At 46.0% G+C, this 21,595-nt stretch carries 25 protein-coding genes and 1 other RNA gene; 4 read left to right on the top strand and 22 right to left on the bottom strand.

What is annotated here, in order from left to right; all coding sequences use genetic code 11:
• Window positions 1–341: 341 nt before the first annotated feature.
• Window positions 342–764: a hypothetical protein gene (locus RUMAL_RS04830; RefSeq protein ID WP_013497650.1), complete on the bottom strand. Its 423-nt coding sequence runs from the start codon at window positions 762–764 to the stop codon at window positions 342–344.
• 546 nt (window positions 765–1,310) lie between these two features.
• Between RUMAL_RS04830 and smpB the strand changes: the two genes are divergently transcribed.
• The 3 genes from smpB (at window position 1,311) to ssrA (ending at window position 2,847) form a co-directional block, all read left to right on the top strand.
• Window positions 1,311–1,784 (top strand): SsrA-binding protein SmpB, encoded by a 474-nt coding sequence (gene smpB / locus RUMAL_RS04825; RefSeq protein WP_013497649.1) that lies wholly within the window; start codon window positions 1,311–1,313, stop codon window positions 1,782–1,784.
• 2 nt (window positions 1,785–1,786) lie between these two features.
• Entirely contained in the window at window positions 1,787–2,395 is a 609-nt protein-coding gene (locus RUMAL_RS04820) for a PHD finger domain-containing protein (protein ID WP_013497648.1), read from the top strand.
• Window positions 2,396–2,492: 97 nt separating this feature from the next.
• Window positions 2,493–2,847: a transfer-messenger RNA gene (gene ssrA, locus RUMAL_RS21225) on the top strand.
• Window positions 2,848–3,044: 197 nt separating this feature from the next.
• Here ssrA and RUMAL_RS04815 read toward each other — a convergent pair.
• Window positions 3,045–4,223: a hypothetical protein gene (locus RUMAL_RS04815; RefSeq protein WP_013497647.1), complete on the bottom strand. Its 1,179-nt coding sequence runs from the start codon at window positions 4,221–4,223 to the stop codon at window positions 3,045–3,047.
• 451 nt (window positions 4,224–4,674) lie between these two features.
• Here RUMAL_RS04815 and RUMAL_RS04810 point away from each other — a divergent pair, with 451 nt between their 5' ends.
• Entirely contained in the window at window positions 4,675–5,079 is a 405-nt protein-coding gene (locus tag RUMAL_RS04810) for a bis(5'-nucleosyl)-tetraphosphatase (RefSeq protein WP_013497646.1), read from the top strand.
• Between the two features lie 103 nt (window positions 5,080–5,182).
• Here RUMAL_RS04810 and RUMAL_RS04805 read toward each other — a convergent pair whose 3' ends face one another.
• The 20 genes from RUMAL_RS04805 to RUMAL_RS04710 all read right to left on the bottom strand — a co-directional run bounded on the left by RUMAL_RS04805 (window position 5,183) and on the right by RUMAL_RS04710 (window position 21,595).
• Window positions 5,183–5,944: an AraC family transcriptional regulator gene (locus RUMAL_RS04805; protein WP_013497645.1), complete on the bottom strand. Its 762-nt coding sequence runs from the start codon at window positions 5,942–5,944 to the stop codon at window positions 5,183–5,185.
• A 150-nt stretch (window positions 5,945–6,094) separates the two neighbouring features.
• Window positions 6,095–6,781, bottom strand: a complete 687-nt coding sequence (locus RUMAL_RS04800) for a DNA alkylation repair protein (protein ID WP_013497644.1) — start codon at window positions 6,779–6,781, stop codon at window positions 6,095–6,097.
• Window position 6,782: 1 nt separating this feature from the next.
• Complete coding sequence (locus tag RUMAL_RS04795; protein WP_013497643.1) at window positions 6,783–7,817, bottom strand: leucine-rich repeat domain-containing protein; 1,035 nt, start codon at window positions 7,815–7,817, stop codon at window positions 6,783–6,785.
• A 2-nt stretch (window positions 7,818–7,819) separates the two neighbouring features.
• On the bottom strand, window positions 7,820–8,302 hold the full coding sequence (locus tag RUMAL_RS04790) for a hypothetical protein (protein ID WP_013497642.1): 483 nt from the start codon (window positions 8,300–8,302) through the stop codon (window positions 7,820–7,822).
• A gap of 10 nt (window positions 8,303–8,312) precedes the next feature.
• The gene (locus RUMAL_RS04785; RefSeq protein ID WP_013497641.1) at window positions 8,313–9,257 is read right to left on the bottom strand and encodes a uridine kinase family protein; all 945 of its coding nucleotides are present in this window, start codon (window positions 9,255–9,257) and stop codon (window positions 8,313–8,315) included.
• Between the two features lie 18 nt (window positions 9,258–9,275).
• Window positions 9,276–9,545, bottom strand: coding sequence for an acylphosphatase (locus RUMAL_RS04780; protein ID WP_013497640.1), 270 nt, complete (start codon window positions 9,543–9,545; stop codon window positions 9,276–9,278).
• 180 nt (window positions 9,546–9,725) lie between these two features.
• Entirely contained in the window at window positions 9,726–10,403 is a 678-nt protein-coding gene (locus RUMAL_RS04775) for an ABC-2 transporter permease (RefSeq protein WP_013497639.1), read from the bottom strand.
• A gap of 1 nt (window position 10,404) precedes the next feature.
• A complete protein-coding gene (locus RUMAL_RS04770) occupies window positions 10,405–11,043 on the bottom strand; it encodes an ABC-2 transporter permease (RefSeq protein WP_013497638.1) in 639 nt (212 codons plus the stop codon).
• 27 nt (window positions 11,044–11,070) lie between these two features.
• On the bottom strand, window positions 11,071–11,694 hold the full coding sequence (locus RUMAL_RS04765; protein WP_013497637.1) for an ABC-2 transporter permease: 624 nt from the start codon (window positions 11,692–11,694) through the stop codon (window positions 11,071–11,073).
• Window positions 11,694–12,539, bottom strand: a complete 846-nt coding sequence (locus RUMAL_RS04760) for an ABC transporter ATP-binding protein (protein ID WP_013497636.1) — start codon at window positions 12,537–12,539, stop codon at window positions 11,694–11,696. Before RUMAL_RS04760 ends, RUMAL_RS04765 begins: the two co-directional genes overlap by 1 nt.
• A 3-nt stretch (window positions 12,540–12,542) precedes the next feature.
• Window positions 12,543–12,917: a GntR family transcriptional regulator gene (locus RUMAL_RS04755; protein WP_013497635.1), complete on the bottom strand. Its 375-nt coding sequence runs from the start codon at window positions 12,915–12,917 to the stop codon at window positions 12,543–12,545.
• A gap of 34 nt (window positions 12,918–12,951) precedes the next feature.
• Window positions 12,952–13,191 (bottom strand): GntR family transcriptional regulator, encoded by a 240-nt coding sequence (locus RUMAL_RS21685; RefSeq protein WP_013497634.1) that lies wholly within the window; start codon window positions 13,189–13,191, stop codon window positions 12,952–12,954.
• Window positions 13,192–13,247: 56 nt separating this feature from the next.
• Window positions 13,248–13,427 (bottom strand): hypothetical protein, encoded by a 180-nt coding sequence (locus tag RUMAL_RS21680; protein WP_013497633.1) that lies wholly within the window; start codon window positions 13,425–13,427, stop codon window positions 13,248–13,250.
• A gap of 871 nt (window positions 13,428–14,298) precedes the next feature.
• Window positions 14,299–16,650, bottom strand: coding sequence for an ATP-dependent Clp protease ATP-binding subunit (locus tag RUMAL_RS04740; RefSeq protein WP_013497631.1), 2,352 nt, complete (start codon window positions 16,648–16,650; stop codon window positions 14,299–14,301).
• A 68-nt stretch (window positions 16,651–16,718) separates the two neighbouring features.
• Entirely contained in the window at window positions 16,719–17,597 is an 879-nt protein-coding gene (locus tag RUMAL_RS04735; protein WP_013497630.1) for a CvpA family protein, read from the bottom strand.
• Between the two features lie 10 nt (window positions 17,598–17,607).
• Complete coding sequence (locus RUMAL_RS04730; RefSeq protein WP_013497629.1) at window positions 17,608–19,161, bottom strand: DUF5711 family protein; 1,554 nt, start codon at window positions 19,159–19,161, stop codon at window positions 17,608–17,610.
• Window positions 19,158–19,910: a tRNA pseudouridine(38-40) synthase TruA gene (truA, locus tag RUMAL_RS04725; protein WP_037304098.1), complete on the bottom strand. Its 753-nt coding sequence runs from the start codon at window positions 19,908–19,910 to the stop codon at window positions 19,158–19,160. Before truA ends, RUMAL_RS04730 begins: the two co-directional genes overlap by 4 nt.
• A 9-nt stretch (window positions 19,911–19,919) precedes the next feature.
• Window positions 19,920–20,213, bottom strand: coding sequence for a hypothetical protein (locus RUMAL_RS04720; protein WP_013497627.1), 294 nt, complete (start codon window positions 20,211–20,213; stop codon window positions 19,920–19,922).
• A 24-nt stretch (window positions 20,214–20,237) separates the two neighbouring features.
• Window positions 20,238–20,699 (bottom strand): hypothetical protein, encoded by a 462-nt coding sequence (locus RUMAL_RS04715; protein WP_013497626.1) that lies wholly within the window; start codon window positions 20,697–20,699, stop codon window positions 20,238–20,240.
• A gap of 89 nt (window positions 20,700–20,788) precedes the next feature.
• The gene (locus RUMAL_RS04710) at window positions 20,789–21,595 is read right to left on the bottom strand and encodes an energy-coupling factor transporter transmembrane component T family protein (RefSeq protein ID WP_013497625.1); all 807 of its coding nucleotides are present in this window, start codon (window positions 21,593–21,595) and stop codon (window positions 20,789–20,791) included.

The following is a 21,595-nucleotide window of genomic DNA, read 5'->3' as shown; positions in this document are numbered from 1 at the left end:
CAGATCTTTTTCCGCATCAGAGATGGACCTGACCTGTCCATTCTTTTGTATCATCACACCGGCTGGCAGGTAATCTATCATGTCCCGTATTTTTCCCAGATATCGGGGCATGACACTCTCCCCATTAAAACACCTCCTATTTACCCATTATATATACATTTATTATACATAAATCGAACACAATTGTCAAGGCTTTTCAAATATTTTCTCAAAAAGGAAAATGTTTTACTTAAATTAAACCGAAAAACCGAAAAAATGGACAAGACGTCCGCATTATGCGAACGTCCTGCTTAGAATATAGGTGTTGGCGTAATCATATATACCTTAATTAAAGCACTTTTTCATCTCGCAGCCTTGTGTGCCGCAAAACCACCGTCCACAAAGAACCCTATTATCTCATATGTTATTGAATAAACTATGAATCCGAACACCAATGCCGATGCATAGGTAAGATAGTCAAATTTGTTGAAGACCGATGCTTCAAACCAGAAACCGGATTCTCTTAACTTGCACATCACCCCGGAAAATCCGGTAGATAACACGAACCATACCAGCATAAACATTACTTTATCCGAAGAATCACGCTCTGCCCTGCGTTCGGTAACACTTCTGTATATCGCTGAAGCAGCCATAGGCATTACGAACCACTCCGCCAGCACTATCATGTTCACAAAGGAGTATCCGCCGAGAAAAACATCTGTCAGGGTGTACGCTGCCCAAGCAAAAAGATTCATCAGAACTGTAAATACTAACATGGCTGCCATTACGATCATTCCTTTCTTTTGTCATATCTATGTGCGTTTTGTTAATTTAATGCAAGCAATTTAACACACTGTTTAAATCTTGAATTGATTATAGCATATTTCACAAAAGTTTTCAAGAATTAATTTATATAATTTCTACATGTACTATACATAATTTCTTTGTGCATTGTGTTTAATACAAACCTCGATTTTCCATTATATGTATTTTCATGCATATTTTTAAAATGTAAACGTTTACTACATATAATTACTTTCATATATTATGATTTTTGAAACCGATATTTCATTAATGGTGTGTGTCTCGGTTATTTATCATGCATTATGTCAATTTTATGTTAAATAATTAAAACAAAGACATATTGCATGATATTTTAATAACAATCTCTCGTTCATGCTATTTGTTAATAAAAATGGTTTGTTAATATTTAAACCTGCAACATCCCTTTTCGACATTTTTTCGGAGAAAAATATATGATATACCCTTTGACAAAACATTGAATATGTGGTATACTATTCTATGTCAGTAAATCAAGGGAGGTCACGCTTGTGGCGATCGACAAAAAAGGCACAAAACAGATAGCCGATAACCGCAAGGCGCGGCACGACTACTTTATACTTGAAACTATCGAGTGCGGTATCGAACTTGTCGGCACCGAGGTGAAGAGTATCCGCAAGGGCGGCGTTAACCTCAAGGATAGCTGGTGCAGTGTTGATGACGGTGAGATGTGGGTCAAGGGTATGCATATAAGTCCCTATGAACAGGGCAATATATTCAACAAAGACCCAAGGCGCGTCCGCAGACTGCTGCTGCATAAAAGAGAGATCATGAGGCTTTTCGGACAGGTACAGCAGGAGGGTCTGGCACTGATACCGCTTTCGCTGTATTTCAAAGGCAGCAGGGTCAAGCTGGCACTGGGGCTTTGCAAAGGTAAAAAGCTGCACGATAAGCGCGACGATATGGCTAAAAAAGCCGCTGACCGCGAGATCGAGCGAGCCCTCAAGGACAGACAGAATTACTGACAATGGCTACGAAAAGAAAATTCGGGATAGAATATGCTTTTCCGATAACACTGGTTTCGCTGGTAGGCTTTTGGTTTGTGATAACGCTGGTGCTGTTTTTCACAGACGGTTCCATGTCAAAGCTGTACAAAGATATTGGAGCACTGCCGTGGAAAAGACCCGATTACACAGTATCGATACCCGCATCTGAACTTCACAGCCACGATGATATCATGGCAGCAGTCAAGGCTACCCAAAAGTGCTACGAGGAAGAGTGGTACAGTTATAACGGCACATATATTTTGCAGCTTGGATATTCAGAAGAACTCAACGAACTTAAAAAGGACGAAAACGAGGGCGAATGGATATATCTGGAATCATATATGTATACAGGCTATGGCAATAGTGTAAATCCCGAGGATCAAGGCAAATATCATAAAGCCTACTGGGCAATTGAAAAACAGCCTGACGGCAGCTGGCTATGTCGCGGATGTACACCGATGGATGACGATAAAGAATCCACACTGACAGAATTTTCGGACGAACCATTTAATATTGACCTAGACGAAGTCAAAGAAATGATGGATGATAACGCCGAAAAAATCAAAGAAGCAACGGATTCATTACGTTAAGAAATTACAACGACATCGGAGTGATCGGCAACGATCGCTTTGAGATATAAAATAAACTTCGCAGACGCTTAATTTACGAGCGTGCGAAGTCAAAAAAGGGGATGTAAAGGTTTCGACGGGGGTCTTGAAGGACGATAAGCGAGTGGAGGAGCGCACTCTCCTTAAACGGCGTACGTTTTAAAATTAGACGACAACGATAATTTTGCAATGGCAGCCTAAGGGCAGCCCGTCTTGCCTGAGAGTACCACGGCTCGGGTAAAGGCGTCGACTAGTGGTGAACGTCTGCGGGCGATGGCTGTGACCCGCAGGTGTATCGCAGCCTACCGAACCGAGGGGCGTGTCTGTTTGCCCGCGGCGAGGGAATCGGCGCAAGCTGAAATAACCGACTAGACTCGTAGAAATTCGTTTGGATGGGCTTTCGGACAGGAGTTCGACTCTCCTCATCTCCACCAGACCTAGGGCCGGTCAGGCCGATCCCTCACCCTCTACAGGGTGGGGGATTATTTGTTTGTTTGGTTTGGGGTCATACTTTTGCTTTTAATTATTGATAAAACAGACTTTTTTAATCCGCTTTTTTACAGCAGAAAACTCCCCCGAAAAAAATCGGGGGAGTTTTCTTGTAAACAAAATTATTATCTGACGAGGTATATTATTTCTTCACAAATCTGTGCTTGTTAACATCGTAAGTTTCACGGCTCTTTCTGCCCAGTATCAGGAATATTGCAAGACCTGCAACAATAATGCCGCCAACTATGCCTACAACTATCAGCACGATATTTTTCTTGCCTGTGTTCTCCTCAGCTGCTGAGCTGCTGTCTTTAGTATCAGCAGCGGGTGCTTTTGATTCAACAGGCTTAACGCTGTCCTCAGATGCTGTGATCTCCTCAGCTTCTTCTGCCACACTGCTGTCTTCAGGTTCTTCAGGCACTACAGGTACCTTCATCTTTACATTAAGCGCATATACATCAGTACAGGTTATAGGTGTCTTATCGGTATCTCCCACGTGAATGATAGTCACATAGGAAAAATCTTCTGTGCCGTATGCATCCGCCATATCCAGATAGTCGAACTCTGCATACTTGTCGGTGAAGATAATCGGAGGTACCTTAGCCCATACGATACCGCTTTTCGCCTTAGGTGATATCTGATCGTCTGTACTCTGCAGAATAAACTCTACAGGTGAATTCGGATTGTCCTTTTCCATATCACATTCATATTGTGCTATGATCTTTGAATCCATATCCATATTACTGATATCGAACTGATCTACAGTAATAGTCATGCTCTGTCCCCAGCCGGATGTCTGACGAGGTCTTCTTGCATGTATACGTACAGTAGTACGCAGATCATTTTCCTCTGCATCTTCTGCGGAGATAACATTAGTAGCATTGAATCCGCTGCAGACTATATCAGTTGTTTCGGATGCTACGTCAATAGCATATACTGTCGAAAGCTCATTTTTACCAAGAGCTTTTACGATATCTGCATAAGTGAAAACTGCCGAACCATCCTTGTATGAGGAAGCCTCTACCTCGACCCATGCAGGTGAACCTGCTTCAAACTCTGTGATCTCATTGTAATCCCAGTAATCCAGTACCAGCTTGACAGGGCTGACATCACCTGCCACACCGTCACATACTACTGTTATCTCAGTATCCTCTGTGAATCTTGACGCAGCAAGCTCTGAGGATTCAACTGTATACACCGCATTGTTCTCCTGTATGAGCGCGTGCTTGGGAGCAAGCTCAACATCATCAGCGTATACTGCAAAAGCACTCATGATACCTGCCATAGCCATTCCTGCAAAAATTGAAACCACCTTTTTCATAGTACCACAACCCTTCGGTAAAATTCATAAACCAATCACAATTAATTAACACGCTTTTAGTTATGTTATATTATAGCACACAAAACCTAACAAGTCAATTAATTTTTTGGAGAATTTGCACCTCATTTTTTAGTGTAAATGTGCAAAACTGATAAATCAAAAAAAGAATTTAATTATTAATAGCTGTGATACCTCTGCTATACTTTAATTTAATTAACTTTTATAAATTGTTATCATCAATTTTAACATAAAATACAGTTAAAGCTTAATTTTTCGGGATATCCGTATCTCCCTCCATGTCATTTCGCCTTGCTTCAAAGGGGATTTTTGTGAATAATTTTGAAGATAGGTATAGACAAATCGTCACATATGTGGTATAATTAGTGTGATATATCTAAGGAGCTGCTTCATTGGCGCATGGGGCAGGCTCGCAAAGAAAGGAAGCTGGATAATGCTGCATGAAAAATCCTGTGGCGCCATTGTGTACCGCAAGTACCACGGCAACACGGAAATATTGCTGATAAAGCACATCAACAGCGGACACTGGTCTTTCCCGAAAGGCCATGTTGAGGGTGACGAGACTGAGGAGGAGACCGCCAAGCGTGAGATCTTCGAGGAGACAGGCATCGAAGTCAACCTTGACACCACGTTCCGTGAGATAGTGTCTTATTCGCCGCGCAAGGATACTCAGAAGATCGTGGTGTATTTCATCGGCAAAGCCAAAAACACCGATTACCGCCCTCAGGAGGACGAGATCTCCGAGATTCGCTGGGTCGAGATCGACCGCTGCAGCCAGGTGCTCGCCTACGAGAACGACAGAAGCATCGTAAATAAGGCAAAAAAATTCATTATTTAAAAATATACGAGTCCCTGCTTGCGGCATGGGACTCGTTTTTTATTATAACAGTCTTCTGTCTTGCTCTAAAACAGTCGGCGGAAGATTTTTTTCCAATTATTAACTATTGACAGGCAGCGCGGTAACCTGTTGGCGTAAGACCCGTCTGCCGCCTGAATACTCCCGTAAAATAATCCACCGATGAAAAGCCCAGCAGTTCGCTGATCTCACATACCCTAAGCCTGCCTGTTCCCAGCAGCTCCTTGGCGTACTCTATACGGAAGTTGTTGTAAAAGCTGTTAAAGGTCATACCGGTCTCCTGCTTGAAAAGCTTGCCGAAATAGTCACGGTTGAACCTGAAGTACTCCGCCGCCGCTCCCGTAGTAACCGTTTCGCCCTCACTGCGGACTATCAGCTCCTTCAGCTTTGATATGAACCCCTGATCTCCGCGTTTCAGTACCGCAAAAGCTTTTTCGGCAGCGCGGCAGTATTCCTCCCCTGCCTGATCCTTTAACGTATAGCGCCGTGCTGTCATCAGTGCATGGCGAAGCCTTGTGCGAGAGGGCGGCTCTGCTATCACATCACAGGCTCCCATTGAGAAATACCTGCCTATTCCCGCACCCTCTGTGCGCGGCACTATGACCACTGCAGGTATACCCTTTTCTGCACATTTTTTAAGTACGATATCCGCACTGCTCACAGGCGGACGGTCTACCGCTACCACAAGACCTATTTCCTCATTATCCAGTATCTTCACAGCTTCATAAGCTGTAGATGCCGTATTTTCAGCCGACATCCCCAGTTCTCTCCACAGGGACATCGACTTATATCGCTTCAGCCTGACGGTATCGCTTTCCGCCAGCAGAACTTTTATCGGGGCTGTCATCCCCTCACCTCCGCAAAAAAAAGACAAAGACGCCGTAATATCATATTACAGCGTCTTTGCCATACTTATCTTATAGTATTATTATTTTAACATATCCCGTAAGAATTGTCAATGTCATTTTTACAGAAATTTACTCACCGGTTATAAGTTCTATTTGGGCATTTTCCGCTTGAAGCCCAAAAGATATGCCTTCCTGTAATCCGGTATCTTCAGGCTCTCCCTTGCTTTTTGTATGGCTTTATTGCTCACCCATATACCGAGCTTTCCTTCCGTTATATATGGCAGCGCAGCATCGTACTGCAGCGCGAGTGCCTCTGCAAAGAACCATGCCTGCATCATCTTAACATAGTATTCCTCAGACTGCACTTCAGCTACCCACCCCAGGTACTCCTTCCTGAAATCACCGCCAAGGAAATGCATCATCAGCATTTTCATGCCAAAGCGCACCGTGTAGCACCTGCCGCTTTCTATCCAGCGTTTTATGTGCGCAAGAAGTTCCTCCTGCCTGCCCTTGAAGCTTTTTGGGTTCATCTGATCGCAGGTAGCCCAGTTATCCACATAGGGCAGAAATCTTTCCACCTCATCAAGGGCTTTTCCAAAGTCCTTTATCTCGGTAACTGTCAGTGAATGCAGCTGATTTTCGTCAAAAAGTTCATGGGGCAGATTGTTCATAAAGCTGTCAGCTTCACCGCTTTTTATAAGCCTTTTGGCAAGTTTCCTTATATCGGGAGTGCGCACACCGAGGAATTTTTCATCGGGTACATCCGGCAGCAGCTTGCCCTGAAAATCACGGTACTCCTTATCCGCAAGCTCCTCCAGCTCGTGACGTATATCCATATCAGTAGTCCTTAGGCAGACCGCATACCGAACAGGTCTTTTTGAATACTCCCTTGAACTGTCCGCCGCAGTGTCTGCAAAGACCCTGCTTCACCAGAAATTCATCGAGCCACGGAGTAGTTGCAAATACATCCATATAATTAGGCGGCAGCTTGCCCATATTCACCCTTCGCAGCGAACTGCATCCTGCAAACGTCCTGACACCTGCACCGTCATTCTCAAAGGTTTCTATAGATGCAGGAACAGTTATCACCGAAAGATTGCGGCATTCAGTAAATGCCGATGCTCCCAGCGATATCACCGTACCGGGCAGAAGTATGTCCGTAAGTCCGTAGCATCCCGAGAACGCATACGCACCTATTGTCTTTATTCCGGGTGGTATGGTCAGTCCGCGCAGTTCTCTGCAGTCCGCAAAGGCGTTGCTGCCGATATTCTTTATATTGCCGTTCAGCTTTATACCCGTCAGCGAAACACAGCCGCGGAAAATATCGTTGCTCAGTTCACGCAGACTTTTTGGAAGCTTCACCGATGACAGATCCGTACAGCCGTTGAATGCCCCCGCACCTATCTGCGATACCGCGTCAGGAAGATCAATGCCTGCCAGCTTTACACAGCCGTTGAACGCATTCGAGCCTATCCTTGTCAGACTATTCGGCAGCTCAACACTTTCAAGTGAGGTACATCCGAAAAATGCGCCCCACATACCGCTGCCGGCGCTCTGTATCTCCGTCACGCCCTCGGGGAGTACTACCCTGTGGATATTCACCTTGTCCTTGAAAGCCTGTGCGCCTATGGCGGTTATACCATCGGGTACATACACCACAGGATCATTTCCGTTGTAGCTTTCAAGGACTCCCGCACGAACCGCAAATTCAGGGCATTCATTCACAGGTTCCTGCTGCGGTATGAATATATCAGCCTTCTGCATGGGCACAGCAAAAGCCGCACCGCAGCTCTGGCATACCGCAGCGGAAAGTCCGCCGTCTACACGGTTGATATCTCCGCACATGGGGCAGGCAACATCTATCTCAGTCATTTTCAACACTCCTCCGCGACCATTATGGGATAGCCGCTGATATATTTTTTCACCGCGAAAGGCGCTCTGTCCGCATAAGCGAATATCTGCGGAGCAAGCTCCTTCGCCACCGCCTGTATCTCACACAGCGGTCTTGTCTGCACCACAGGGCATACCGTCGATAGTACTATAACTCTCGTCCCTTTGAAGTCCATGACACGGAACGGCCATATCCTGCAGTCAAAAGGCTTTTCCGTACCCATTACGCAGCCCTTTCCGTGATCCAGCAGCGAACAGTAATACAGATCCCTGTCAGGCTCCTTCTGCATTTTCAGCAGATAGTGATCCTCCAGGTCAAGGAAATCCTGATCAGGCTTGAACTCACTGAGTATCCTGTCATGTATGTCCTTTTCAATGATCGGTGTTTCCCACAGGTCATAGCTGTCAAAGCAGCAGCAAAGCCTGCACTCAGCACATTCCTCACGTTTAAGCAGTCTGCCTATCATTACGCACCGCCTAGTCTGTGTATATGCTGCCGCCCAGGAACTCTCTCACCAGGCAGTCATTTCCGATAAGCTCAGTATCTATGGGGTCTACCTCTTCCAGCAGCCCGAGGATGCTCTTGTACTTGTCAAAATCCTTGTAGGTCTTGCTTACATCCCTCATCTTTTCCAGCAGCAATCCCTTGTATGCCGCAGGCTCATAGCCTATGTATGTATCCAGCGAGAAGTCCTTCTCCTCCTCGGCACGGTACTTGAAGGGCAGTATGTAACGCTCCTCTCCGCGTGAAACATTCTTAAACATATCCATCGTATCCGCAGGCTGTCTGCCCCTAGACCTCTCATCGCGGATTATCCTCCTCATGAGCCTTATCATGGAAGGATGTACAAGTGTGCCGTCCTGAAGCTCTATACGTGTCCTGACACTTACGTACATACATCTTGCGAAATCGCCTGCACCGCCCGTCACCTGAGGATTAAGCGCATGGATGCCCTCGAATACTATGATATCATCATTTCCGCGCTTGAAAGGGAAACCGTCCGATGATGACTGCTCCGCAAAATTGAACTTGGGTATGATCACTTCCTCACATCTGGATATCTTCTCCATGTGCTCATTGAGCTTGGTGATATCTATCCGCATGGGAGATTCGTAATCGGGTGTGCCGTCCTCATTGACTATATGCTCAAAATATCCCTTAGGCAGAAAATAATCATCCATGGAGATAGTATGGGTATGTATCCCCATTGTATCCAGCATATTATCTATTTTAAGCGCAGTGGTAGTCTTGCATGAGCCCGAAGGTCCTGCCAGCAGAATTATAGGACGTTCCCTGTGCTCATCAGCTATCTTTTCCGCAGCACGGCGAAGCTTCTTTTCGTACTTTTCGTTGCACTCACCGATATATGCGCCCTGTTCTGCCACCTTGCCGTTGAGTTTGTTTATATTTATTTTTTTCATAGTCCGTATGCTCCCTTTTTATCGAATACTGAACACAGAGCCGCCCTCAGTTGGTATACGTTCTACCTCCATACTTTCTATACGAATGAATCTTCCGTTGTCTATACAAGCTACAGTGCTGTCAATATCGGCTTGCGTACCTTCAAACTCAGCCTCTACCGAGCCGTCATAAAGATTTCTCACCCAGCCCGATACACCGTACTGCTGTGCAGCGTAGTATGCAGTATACCTGAATCCAACCCCCTGTACACTGCCACGGAATATTATATGTTTCCTTATCTTTTCCATTTACCGCACCGCCTGTTGTTGTGAATAAAACGTAAAACTCTGATATGATCATTATATCATTTTTGTGCAGATTTGTCAATAATAATCATATATGCAACTATACCGCCGCTTCTTCCAAAACAAAAGACCGCTGCCGTCCGCAGCACCATCGGACAACAGCAGTCATTTATTATATACGCATCAGTCATCTCTCTTTGAATATCCTGCCACTGATACTTTGTAAGCCACAACTATCAGCACCGCAACTACCGCGATAATGATAACGCATACAGGCACAGGCATACTGATAAGCGTAAACTTATCCGAACTTTTATCCAGGTTCCACGCTGAAAGCACCACCGAACTCGCAACTGCCAGACCGCCCAAAAGACCAAAGATCGTCTGCACTTTCTGATAGTTGTACTTAAAAAACATCGGATAGAATATCAGCATGGGTATTGCCGTATAAAGTACGTTTACAACAGTCACAAATGCCGCCTGACCTGCAAAGCCATCACTGAGATCACCATGTATCATGCCGCCTATAGTAAGCATTATCGGGGTAAATACAGCTTCCGCAGCTGCGATGATAACAGGCGGCAGAAACCTCACCAGTACCACCTCACTGTCAGAATAGGGCATCGACTTCTTGAATGAACCTATACTCTTCCAGTTGTCGTATGAAAATCCCGAGGACAGAAGCATAATACCCATACCGCCTGTCACCGACGAAAATCCTACCACCGCTTCACCCGTAGCGGCTGCCATGCATAAACTGCCGAAAAGGCTTGCTATAACCATAACACATACAGCTATGAACATCTTTCCTATGGTGTACCATTCGTTGAGAAGCAATCCCTTTATCTTACTGCCTGTCATATCACACATCCCTCTTTCTGAAAAGGAGTATGGATACCCCCCATGATATAAAGAACAGAACTATCGTAACACACATGAAGATAAAGCCGTTCCCGAATAACCCGCCGTGCTGTGCATTTTCCATTATCATCATATTCGAGCCGCCTATGAATCCGCCCAACAACGCACCCATAAGTCTTACACCGTTGCCGTAAAACTTAAAGGTCAGGGGCATTATTATTATCGTAGGCAAAAGCCCCATGCCGATACCGCTGAAAAGTATCTTTGCTGTCTCCACAATGTTATGAGCACTGAGACCGCTGCTGAATGCAAGACATACTCCCAGGCAAGCCGCATTCATCAGCAGTGTCAGCAGTGTTATTATCAGTGTTATTATGTACTTTGCGCTGACTATCTGTGTGCGGGTGTAGGGCATAGTCAGCACACCGACGTGCCAGTTGCTCCTCATCTCCTGATTTATTACCGATGCAGGCATTATTCCCATCATCACGAATATAAGTCCCACAGGGAAACCCGATATCTCCTGCCTTTTCACCATTATCCCTATCATCAGTGCTATATTTATCACCACGGGTATCAGCAAAAACACTTTGCAGGTGTTAAATAAACTGTACCTTTCCTTTACAAGCAGACCTTTCATCTTATCATCACCATCTTTTTATTTCTTTCATATATCTGTTTTTCTGAATACCCTTACCGATATCACGTAAGATACTGCCGTCATCACCAAAGCTGTCACGAACATCACAGCCGCCGCACCCGCTGATACATCAAACTGCTTTTTTAACAGTATCACCGCCGAACCCATACTTATGAAGCTGCTCACTGTCATCGCTATCAGCATTACAGCGTTTGATTTTTTGAAGTAATATACCAGCGGCAGGAATAACGCCGAGAATAGGAGCATAGTTGTCATAAACAACAGTGCCGCAGCCAAAACTTTCCCCATAGGTGCAGAACCTATCCATGCGCCTATACCCAGTATCAGCGATAATATTAAGCCGCCAGCCAGACTCAATGCCAACATCATCAGATATCTTGCCTTAACCATATCATCCTTTGATATGGGGGCATATGCCAGTATTTTTTCATATCCCGTACGGCGGTCGTCCGCTATGAACACCATAGGAAGAATGCCTATGAATGCCGTTGCCTCAACACCTATCCCCGCAGGTACCTTTCCCGTGATCGCCGTAATAACAGCACAAATTACCGTCACGAATAAAGATAATGCAAATATTCCCAAGTTTTGTCGGATATACAGCATATCCTTTACCAGCAGACCTTTCATCAGGCTATCTCCTTGATCATGAACACGAACAGTTCTTCGATAGTCACAGGGCTGATATCCATTCCCGCAGGAACTCCGTCACGCTTTACCAGTGCCTGAACACCGTATTTTCCCGATTTCTTGCCCCTTATCGCATGGGGGTCAAGTTCTTTCAGGGCTTCCTCGGTACAGCTGAGTATACCATACTCCTCAAGGAGTATGTCCTTTTCCTCGTTAAGCAGTACCCTGCCCTTGTGTATGAAGGATATGTAATCACAAAGCTTCTCAAGGTCGCTTACGATGTGCGAGGATATGAGTATCGAATGATCTTCATCTCTCGTGAACTCGTAGAAGATATCCGTTACCTCGTCCCTTATAACAGGGTCAAGACCGTTTGTAGCTTCGTCCAGCACCAGCAGTTTTGCATTGTGTGAAAGTGCTATGGCTATGCCCATCTTCATCTTCATGCCGCGGGAGAAATCCTTGAACTTCTTGTTCTTTGGCAGTCCGAACTTTTCCATATATCCCTCGAACACAGCTTCGTCCCAGTTTCTGTAAGTACATTTCATCACCGAATTTATCTGCTTGTACTTGAAAGTATCGGGTATGCCCACATCATCAAGAACTACGCCCACATCTTCCTTGATATCTGCCAGTTCCTTGTCGGCATCTCTTCCGAGTATAGTGATACTTCCCTCGTTTTTGTGTATTATACCCAGCAGACATTTTATCAGCGTGGATTTGCCTGCACCGTTCTCACCTATCAGACCCAGTATGCATCCCCCGTGGAGGGTAAGGTCAACATTATCCAGCTTAAAATCCTTGTATTCCTTAACAAGACCCCTGATCTCTATAGCATTCTCCATTTGTTACTCCTCCTCAGTGATGTACTCAAACATCTCAATAAGTTCTTTCTTTGAAAGCCCGCAGCTTGCCCCGAGCTTTCCTATCTCAGCCATCAGTTCTTCTATTTTTCTGAGATTGGCTTCTCTTATAAGTTCAACATTTTTTGGCGCAACGAAACAGCCCTTGGCGGCTATCGTGTAAATAAATCCCTCTCGCTCCAGCTCGTCGTAAGCGCGTTTTGTCGTTACCACACTTATCTTCAAGTCCTTCGCAAGATTTCGTATCGAGGGCAAAGCCTCGTCCTCTTTCAGCGCCCCGCTGATTATCTGACTTTTTATCTGATTGAATATCTGGTCATAGATCGGCGCACCGCTTTTGTTATCAATAAATATGTTCATCAGTTCACCCCTGTCATACGCGGGTATATCCGCATCACTTTTTTACCCTTATCATAAATCGTCCGTCGCTCTGTTCTGCAAGACCTTTCTCACAAAGCAGAGCATATGCTTTTGCAGTAGTCATACGGCTTATCTGTAATCTGTCAGCCATATCCTTTACTGCGGGGAGCACATCGCCCTCTTTAAGCTTCCCCTCAGTAATAAGCCTTTCTATCTGCCCGACTATCTGTTCTGTTATCGTCAGACGGCTCTGCGCATCTATCTCTATATCCATGTTGTCCTCTTTTCCGTTTTGCTGTTTCCTATCTTTCGTTTGGTATATCTTTGTGCTCAGCAGTTTTTCTGTCTTTTTCTGCCGAGCACCGCCGCTATAAGCGCTATCATAGCCGCACCCACCGTGAATATCACTCCGCCTGCCGTACGACCCTGCGAAAACAGCGCCAAAGCAATCATAACATCTACAAGAATTACGCTCCATATGGAATCCAGTATCTTATCTGTACTTTTCATTTTGCTGCCTCCGTTTTTATGTCCTGTCTTTCTGTTATTTACCGCAGACTATCCTCTGTTCTTTTTCTCTTTCCTGCCCCTTGCCATATCACCGATGCCTATCGCCATAAATACGATCCCAATGGGCATCATGCCGTCCATCAGCATCCACATAAGCCCCAGTGCTACAAATCCTGCGCCCTCTTGCTTCTCTGTTTTTCGGGCTGCTCTCGAATATCTTTCTTATCTTTGTCATAACTGCCGCTCCTTTCATGTTTTTCATTCTGTTTTGCTGTGTCCTGTCTTTCGTTCACAGTTTTACACATGGGTCTATATATTTTCATGGCATTATCTTTATCACACCACAAAGTGTTATATAACTATGAATCATCGGGATAACCGCCAAGTATTTCAAGTTCTGATATTACACAAATTAATTGGGTGTGTCAGCGGGATAACCAGTTTTTTTCGTGTAAAACTGTATTCACTGTTCACTAAGTTTGAACTGTATGTATACAGTATACACAGTTTGCACAGATTTGTCAACACATCAGCATTTTCTTTGTAGGATGACACAAGTCAGTGCAAGATATTCAATGTATTTCTCAGCATTATGCACTATTTCCATCACACAACTGTACTGCAAGACCTCTGACTGTATATACACAGCTGCTCAACTGTATATATCCCCATAAACAAAACAGCCCACGAAATCTGATTCGCGGACTATTTTGCGGTAAAACTATTTTACAGGAGAGGAGAATACTTATCATTAGCTCTTGTGTTCTTTTTTAAGCCTGTATACATAATAACACCTCCGGCTAAAATTTACCTTAAACAAATAAAAAACCTCCGCAGGATATTCTCCCGCGGAGGCAGTTCGGTTTACATTTTACTTGGCAAGCTTCACGCTGCTGTCCTTATCGGTATTAACGATAAGCTTGTCGCCGTCTGCGTCTACCTTAACAAGACCTATACAGCCCTCACCGTTTTCAACGATGACTTCTGCTATCTTGTCCTCGACTTCTGCCCTTATCACGCGGCGGATATCTCTCGCACCAAGCTTTCTGCCATGGCTCTTTTCTGCGATAAGTTTAAGCGCAGCATCGGTATACTCCAGCTTTATAGCCTTTTCCGAAAGCGGCTGCTTCATCTCGTCCAGCATCAGCGCAGCTATCTTCTCGTAGTTCTCCTTAGTCAGGGCGTTGAACATAACTATCTCGTCCACACGGCCGAGAAACTCGGGTTTCAGGAACTCTCTCAGTGCCTTCATAGCCTTGTTTTCGGCTATCTCCGTGTCGGTCTTGTTGAAACCCACACCAGTGTCCTTATCAGCGGCACCTGCGTTGGAGGTCATAACGATGACAGTATTCTCAAAGGAAACGCTCCTGCCCTGTGAATCGTTTATCTTGCCCTCGTCAAGTATCTGGAGGAGTATATTCATAACATCGGGGTGAGCCTTTTCTATCTCATCGAAAAGCACCACGCTGTAAGGTCTGCGCCTTACCTTTTCAGTCAGCTGACCTGCCTCATCGTAGCCCACATATCCGGGAGGTGAGCCGATGAGCTTGGATACGCTGTACTTCTCCATATACTCCGACATATCTATCCTGATAAGGGGCTCTGTAGCATCAAAGAGGGATTCGCCCAGCACCTTTACAAGCTCGGTCTTTCCTACGCCTGTGGGACCTACGAAGATGAAAGATGCAGGTCTGCGGCGCTTATCCAGCTGTACTCTTGTCCTCTTGATAGCCTTAGCCACCTTGTCAACAGCTTCGTCCTGACCGATGACCCTCTTGGACATCTCGTCTTTGAGATTGCGTATCTTCTCGAATTCGCTCTCGGCTATCTTGTTGGCGGGTATACCAGTCCACAGTTCGATGACTTTGGAGATATCCTCGTCGGTAACATATACCTCGGAAAGCTTCTGCTCAAGGTCTTCTATCTGCTTTTGCAGACGGCTTATCTCGCTCTTCTCCCTTGCGATTATCTCAAAATCGGGCTCGTCTTTCTGCTCGTAGGTATCTATAAGGTCAGTGTGCTTTTTCAGCTCGTCCTTGGCATTTATATAGTCAGCTATCTCGGGAGTGCGTATGCTTGTGCAGGCGCAGGCTTCGTCCAGCAGGTCGATAGCCTTGTCGGGGAGGAATCTGTCGTTGATATATCTCTCGGAAAGTATTGCGCACTTTCTCAGGGTCTCCTTTGAAACGTGTACCCTGTGATACTCCTCGTAATACTTGCTTATGCCCTCCAGCACCGATATGGTATCCTCAACTGTAGGCTCCCCTACTGTAACAGGCTGGAAACGTCTTTCAAGTGCGGAATCCTTTTCGATGTACTTGCGGTACTCCGAAAAAGTAGTTGCACCGATGACCTGTATCTCACCTCTTGAAAGGCTGGGTTTGAGTATATTAGCCGCATTCATGCTGCCCTCGGAATCGCCTGTGCCTACAAGGGTATGCACTTCGTCGATAAATAGTATGATGTTGCCCTCTGCCTTTACTTCCTCCACAAGACCCTTGCAGCGGCTCTCGAACTGTCCGCGGAACTGTGTGCCTGCTACAAGTGATGTCAGGTCAAGCAGGTATATCTCCTTATCCAGCAGATGAAAAGGTACGTCACCTGCAACTATCTTCTGAGCGATACCCTCAGCGATGGCAGTCTTTCCGACACCGGGTTCACCTATCAGGCAGGGATTGTTCTTCTGCCTTCTTGAAAGGATATGCTCAACTCTCGATATCTCCCTGTCCCTGCCGATGATATTGTCAAGCTCACCGTCACGGGCTTTCTTGGTCAGGTTAGTACAGTAGTTGTTTAAGAATTTCAGCTTTTTGCCGTTCTTGCCTCTCGGCTCTTTCTCTGCCTGCTCGGGAGATTTTTTCTTGGGTGCTTCGGACATCATGCTGCCGAAGCCTTCACCGTTTGTCAGGTTCTTCTCAAGGCTGTCAGCCATATTCTTTATACCGCCGAACAGGTTCGACAGTATATCGGGCATAGTGCCGCTTCCGCCCGGCTCAAAATCCGTGCCGTCGTCCAGTTCATCAAATGTGTTGTTCATTGCCTCGATTTCCTCATCCGAGATACCCATCTTCTTGATGTAGTCCTCTACCTGCGGGATCTTCAGTTCTCTCGCACAGCTAAGACAAAGCCCCTCATTTTTCATAGCCTTTGTGGGGTCATTGGGGTTTGCGGATGATACGAATACCACCGCAGGTCTTTTACCGCACCTTGAACACTTTATCATATCGTTCTCCTTTCCGCTCCGCCTTAATGCAGAGCCGTAAATATCATTTATATAACACCGACTTTACGTCAGCCGTAGAAAAAGTCAAAGAAATATATGAACAGGTAACTCTGTTCAAGCATTCCCGAATTGAATACACTAAGGCTGTCCCTGGTAGCCCTGCAAAGCTTGCTCAGCGCCCATGCGATGACCGCACAGTACATAAGTCCCTTAACAGCGCCAAGCAGAAGTCCTGCAAAACGGTCAGCCGCCTTTTCCTCGCCCTCTCCGTCAAGGGCACCTGCTATGGCTGTTATCAGCTTTATAAGAAGTATGAGCACCAGATATGTTATAACAAACAGCAGACACCTTATCATGCCGATAAATAAGGGTGATACTGCCTTCTCAACTATGAAGTCCGCAGCATCTTCCCTGCTCTGAGTTGCTGCACGCTTCACACATTCGTGCATATCCTCAGATGATATCTTTATCCTGTCGAAATACCCGGAATATCCAGCCTTATCCAGCTGCCTGCCGATCTCCTCGGGAAGCTCGTTGTCAAAATAACTGTCGATCTCACGGTCAACATCACCTACAGCCTCATCTCCAAGACCCTTGCTTTTCATAAGTCCGCTGACATTATCCGTGATATCGCCGCCCTTTTGGACGGCTTCTCCTATCTCATCCTCCGTGAAGTACTGCCCGTACCCGCGTTCTGCCAGCTTATCCATAACGACCTGCTTGGGATCTGCATCCTCTATCGCCCTCATAACATGGGTCTTGACCCTGTCATGCATATACCTGTCATATACGGGTTCAGCCAGCGCCTCCGAAAAGACCGAGGCACCCACTGTTGCTATGACAGCAGCGATCATACCAACTATATATCTGCGGAATCCTTTGATATAACCTGCTATGCAGGTCACCACCATTATCAGCATCACAGCTATATCAAGTAATAAAGCCATAAGCCTCCTCCTATGTGGTAAAGGATATCTTGTTTACTTCACGGTAATCGCAGAAGTATACATTATCATCGAAATATACAAAGTCGCTGTAATCCGAGCTGCACTCAGCTGTGGCTGCAAGGTTGCCGAACTTGTCATAGCAGTCTATACAGTGATTTTTGAGCACTACTATCTTGCTGTCGCTTATCTTCAGCCTTTCAGACTCTCCATCAGTATCCCTGACCCTCTTGTCAGGCTCGTCATTCTCTGTGCTGCTGTCAAATATCAGCAGCTCCGATGACCTCCGCTGCATTCCGCCGATCACTACCGCCGCACAGCTCCTGCTAAGGGCAAAGTCCGCGATCTTACCTTCATATCTGTATTCGGTAACGATCCTACCGTTGGCGTTCAGCCTGTAAAATGCCGTATCACCTGCTACCCAGATATCACCGTTGTCATTCTTCATCGCCTGAAGTGCCAGTACGGGAAGTGTATCGCTGACCATTTCAGGTTTCTCCGAGTCAAATGTCAGATACCTTACCACCGAACCCAGCATACCGTTCTTGGTAGAATAGGTCGTCACAAAGCAGCCGTCGCCGCTGTCATCAAATGTGACGCTGAGTACTGCCGCACTGCTTGACCATTTGTATATCTCCCTGCCGTTGCCGTCGTATATCGTCAGTATACCCGAATATTTCTCGTCCGATGTGACTACAGCCACATTATCGTTAGGTGCCAGTTCTGCCATTATCAGCCTGTTTTTAACTGATTTGGTGAACAGCTCGTTTTTCCTGCCGACTACCATCAGTGAGCTTCCGCCCTTGTCATACAGCAGCACTCTCTTGTCCGATGTTCTCATAACAGGGTCCGCATAATTATGGTTGAAGGCGCTGTCCTCAACACCGTCCTCATTATAGAACCTCAGCTGGTTCTTGTCAAGACACAGAAGATAGCTGCCCGTATAATTTATGCTGTTTACCGAGCCATCATCAAAGCTCAGGGGGAAGTTGCCCTTCTTTACCTCACCATCGTTCACTATCGTTTCCTTTGGTCTGTAAAGAACGCTCTCCAGCTTAGGCACCCACTTAGCCCTTGTGAGGTATGCGCCCGATGCGAACACTGCTACTATCAGCACAGCTGCAACTGTCCTTATCTGACGTTTCCTCTTTTCCTTGTGTCTTGCTGTACGTATCTCTTCGGCAGAGGGTGCAGTGCGTCTGCGTCGTCTGCGCGGCTCCTCATCGGGTATGCCGCCTGTACGGGTATGCTTTATGCTCTTTCTCGCCAGCTCGGCTTCATCCCGCGGGGGAGTTTTTTTCTTAGTCGGCGGAGGATTTTTCTTCGCCGGCGGAGCCTGCCTGTGTTTTTTCTTGTTGGGCTTATCTTTCAAAGCCTCTTTTTCGGGAACTTTTTTCTCTTTCCTGACCGCTGCCTTCTCCTCAGCACCATCATCGGTGTCCTCGGCTTTTGCCTCAGGCTCCTCCGTATCCTCGGTGACCTCGGTCACTTCATCCAACTCCCTGATGATGTCATCGGGGCGGCTATCCCTTTTTCTGCCTTTTCTGTTCTTATTCTTATTGCTCAATCTACCGATACCTCATCATAATAAACTTTGTTCAGGTATAATCCCTGTGGCGGTACTGTCTTGCCTGCTTTCTTCCTGTCCTTTGAATCCAGTATACGGGGTATAGCATCAGCGGCTATCTTGCCCTCGTTTATGAAAAGCAGGGTCCCCACCATTATCCTGACCATATTGTATAAAAATCCGTTTCCTGCCACCGTGAAGATCACCTTGTCGCCCTCACGTCTGACATCGAAGCGATATATCTTCCTTACCGTTATCTCTTTGTCGCAGGCAGTTGAACAGAATGCCTTGAAATCATGCTCACCGACAAAATACTTTGCCGCCCTGTCCAGAAGCACCTCATCTATGGGATAAGTGTTCCTGAAAGCAGTATTTCGCATGAAAGGGTCTTTTATCCTGCTGTTGTGTACGATATACTCATACTCCTTGCCCTTGCACATATATCTCGCGTGAAAGCCCTCATCGGCTTCCTCGCACCCTATGACGCTTATATCATCGGGCAGCCATGAATTCAGCCCCAGCTGTATGCCACGGCAGTTTATGGGCAGTTCAAGTCCAAAAGAAAGGACATATTCCCTTGCATGGACTCCCGCATCGGTACGCGAACAGCCCTGCACCACCACATTTTCGCCTGTCAGCTTAAAGATAGCATCTTCCACTACCTCCTGCACAGCCAGTGCATTTGACTGTCTTTGCCAGCCGTGATAATTGCTGCCGTCATAAGCCAGCGTCATTTTGAAGTATCTCATATTATAAACTTATATCCCGTCTTTGTCAAGTGTTACTTTTGTTATCTCGTAAATGGGGCGTATCACTGTGATATCCTTTTTCTTGCCGTATACCAGCAGTTTTATCCAGTCCTCATCGCAGTCAAGCACCCTGCATTTGAGTTCTTCATAAGATATATTCAGTGTTACATCCTGTCCTATCAGTGTTTCAAGTATTTTTGACATACCGTTTCCTCCGTTCAGTTTGTTTTCAAGTCTGCGTAATTTTTTCTCAAGTATCATTATCTTGTGATCCTGATCCATATCGGTTATCAAACCGCCCATAACAGACCTCTCCTTTCTATGTTATCAGTCAAAAGGTGTCCTTATGCCTGCACCGTGACCCATTCTTTCAACCATCGCCTCATAGCAGTCCTCACACATGGTATATATCCAGCCGTCGCCGCGCTGAACACAGGGTTTGCCGCATTCCATACACCTTTTATGGCTCAGCGACGTGTACTTTTCTAGTATAGCATCCATGTTCGGTGTAGTAAGCCCTGTGTATATACGCAGCTCACCGTACTTCTCCATAACGCCCGTAACACGCCACTGCTTTTTGTCGTGTCTTGTGAAATTCTTGTATTCGGCTGCCATTTCCTTCAGCATATCCATACCGAATGCTGTGCGCCAGCCCTTCGGTATCCTTCCGTACCACGAAAAGTCCAGTGTTTTTCCCGTAGCACCGTTTGTCGCCTTTGTAAACGGCAGTTTCTTCATAAGTTCCTTCTCGCTCATTCCCAGTTCGGGGTAATAAGTATCATTCATCATAAACTCTCCTCAAAAGCGGATATATCTCTCCATTTTTACACCTTATTTCCGTTTGCTTTTACACTATGTACCCGAGCCGCTCACCCTTATCACTTAGTGATAATATTCACGGCTATGACTCCTGCCAAGAACACTCCGCAGAAAAAACTACCCCATAGGTCGGTGATGCTCATTTTCAGCTGTTTCATTCGTGTCCTGCCCTCACCGCCGTGATAGCACCTGCATTCCATAGCCAGCGCCAGTTCCTCCGCATGACGGAAGCTTGCCACGAACAGCGGTATCAGTATAGGTATAAGCGCCTTCGTCTTCTGTATCAGACCGCCTGTTTCCATATCCGCACCGCGCGCCTTCTGCGCACTGATGATCTTGTCCGTTTCCTCTATTAGGGTGGGTATGAACCTGAGCGCTATGGTCATCATCATAGCCAGTTCATGCACAGGGACTTTTATCTTTTTAAGCGGTCCCAGCAGCTTTTCGATAGCGTCCGTAAGTTCTATCGGTGAAGTGGTATACGTCAGCAGTGAACTTCCGCATATCAGACAGATTATCCTTATCACCATGAACAGTGAAGTGTCAACGCCGTCCTGTGTAAGCTTGATTATCTTCCATTCCCACAGGACATCGCCTGTGCGTATGAAAAATAAATTCAGCACCGCCGTGAATATAACTATGGGGACTATGGGCTTCAGGCTCTTGCCCATCATTTTAAGCGGTATCCGCGATATTATGAACGTAACCACCGTGAACAGTATCCCCACCGAAAGCGCCTGTATGCTTTTCGCCATGAACAGCATGACTATGAACACCGCTGTCAGCAGTATCTTCACCCTGGCATCCATTCGGTGCAGTACCGACTTGCCCGGAAAGTACTGTCCTATCGTAATATCCTTTATCAA

Origin of the sequence: Ruminococcus albus 7 = DSM 20455, from assembly GCF_000179635.2 — a bacterium.
GTDB lineage: Bacteria > Bacillota > Clostridia > Oscillospirales > Ruminococcaceae > Hominimerdicola > Hominimerdicola alba.
Note: the sequence above shows the minus strand (reverse complement) of the source record. Positions and strands in the feature narration are given on the sequence as shown.

Bases quoted from the DNA above. Each gene is read 5' to 3' on its own strand.
- RUMAL_RS04790 (WP_013497642.1), bottom strand. From the start codon at position 8,302: ATGATAGGCAGACTGCTTAAACGTGAGGAATGTGCTGAGTGCAGGCTT.
- RUMAL_RS04740 (WP_013497631.1), bottom strand. From the start codon at position 16,650: ATGATAAAGTGTTCAAGGTGCGGTAAAAGACCTGCGGTGGTATTCGTA.
- RUMAL_RS04720 (WP_013497627.1), bottom strand. From the start codon at position 20,213: ATGGGCGGTTTGATAACCGATATGGATCAGGATCACAAGATAATGATA.
- RUMAL_RS04795 (WP_013497643.1), bottom strand. From the start codon at position 7,817: ATGACTGAGATAGATGTTGCCTGCCCCATGTGCGGAGATATCAACCGT.
- RUMAL_RS04820 (WP_013497648.1), top strand. From the start codon at position 1,787: ATGGCTACGAAAAGAAAATTCGGGATAGAATATGCTTTTCCGATAACA.
- RUMAL_RS04815 (WP_013497647.1), bottom strand. From the start codon at position 4,223: ATGAAAAAGGTGGTTTCAATTTTTGCAGGAATGGCTATGGCAGGTATC.
- RUMAL_RS04800 (WP_013497644.1), bottom strand. From the start codon at position 6,781: ATGGATATACGTCACGAGCTGGAGGAGCTTGCGGATAAGGAGTACCGT.
- RUMAL_RS04805 (WP_013497645.1), bottom strand. From the start codon at position 5,944: ATGACAGCCCCGATAAAAGTTCTGCTGGCGGAAAGCGATACCGTCAGG.
- RUMAL_RS04755 (WP_013497635.1), bottom strand. From the start codon at position 12,917: ATGAACATATTTATTGATAACAAAAGCGGTGCGCCGATCTATGACCAG.
- RUMAL_RS04785 (WP_013497641.1), bottom strand. From the start codon at position 9,257: ATGAAAAAAATAAATATAAACAAACTCAACGGCAAGGTGGCAGAACAG.
- RUMAL_RS04775 (WP_013497639.1), bottom strand. From the start codon at position 10,403: ATGACAGGCAGTAAGATAAAGGGATTGCTTCTCAACGAATGGTACACC.
- RUMAL_RS04830 (WP_013497650.1), bottom strand. From the start codon at position 764: ATGGCAGCCATGTTAGTATTTACAGTTCTGATGAATCTTTTTGCTTGG.
- RUMAL_RS04770 (WP_013497638.1), bottom strand. From the start codon at position 11,043: ATGAAAGGTCTGCTTGTAAAGGAAAGGTACAGTTTATTTAACACCTGC.
- RUMAL_RS04760 (WP_013497636.1), bottom strand. From the start codon at position 12,539: ATGGAGAATGCTATAGAGATCAGGGGTCTTGTTAAGGAATACAAGGAT.
- RUMAL_RS04735 (WP_013497630.1), bottom strand. From the start codon at position 17,597: ATGGCTTTATTACTTGATATAGCTGTGATGCTGATAATGGTGGTGACC.
- RUMAL_RS21680 (WP_013497633.1), bottom strand. From the start codon at position 13,427: ATGAAAAGTACAGATAAGATACTGGATTCCATATGGAGCGTAATTCTT.
- RUMAL_RS04810 (WP_013497646.1), top strand. From the start codon at position 4,675: ATGCTGCATGAAAAATCCTGTGGCGCCATTGTGTACCGCAAGTACCAC.
- RUMAL_RS04765 (WP_013497637.1), bottom strand. From the start codon at position 11,694: ATGAAAGGTCTGCTGGTAAAGGATATGCTGTATATCCGACAAAACTTG.
- RUMAL_RS04780 (WP_013497640.1), bottom strand. From the start codon at position 9,545: ATGGAAAAGATAAGGAAACATATAATATTCCGTGGCAGTGTACAGGGG.
- RUMAL_RS04715 (WP_013497626.1), bottom strand. From the start codon at position 20,699: ATGATGAATGATACTTATTACCCCGAACTGGGAATGAGCGAGAAGGAA.
- truA (WP_037304098.1), bottom strand. From the start codon at position 19,910: ATGAGATACTTCAAAATGACGCTGGCTTATGACGGCAGCAATTATCAC.
- RUMAL_RS21685 (WP_013497634.1), bottom strand. From the start codon at position 13,191: ATGGATATAGAGATAGATGCGCAGAGCCGTCTGACGATAACAGAACAG.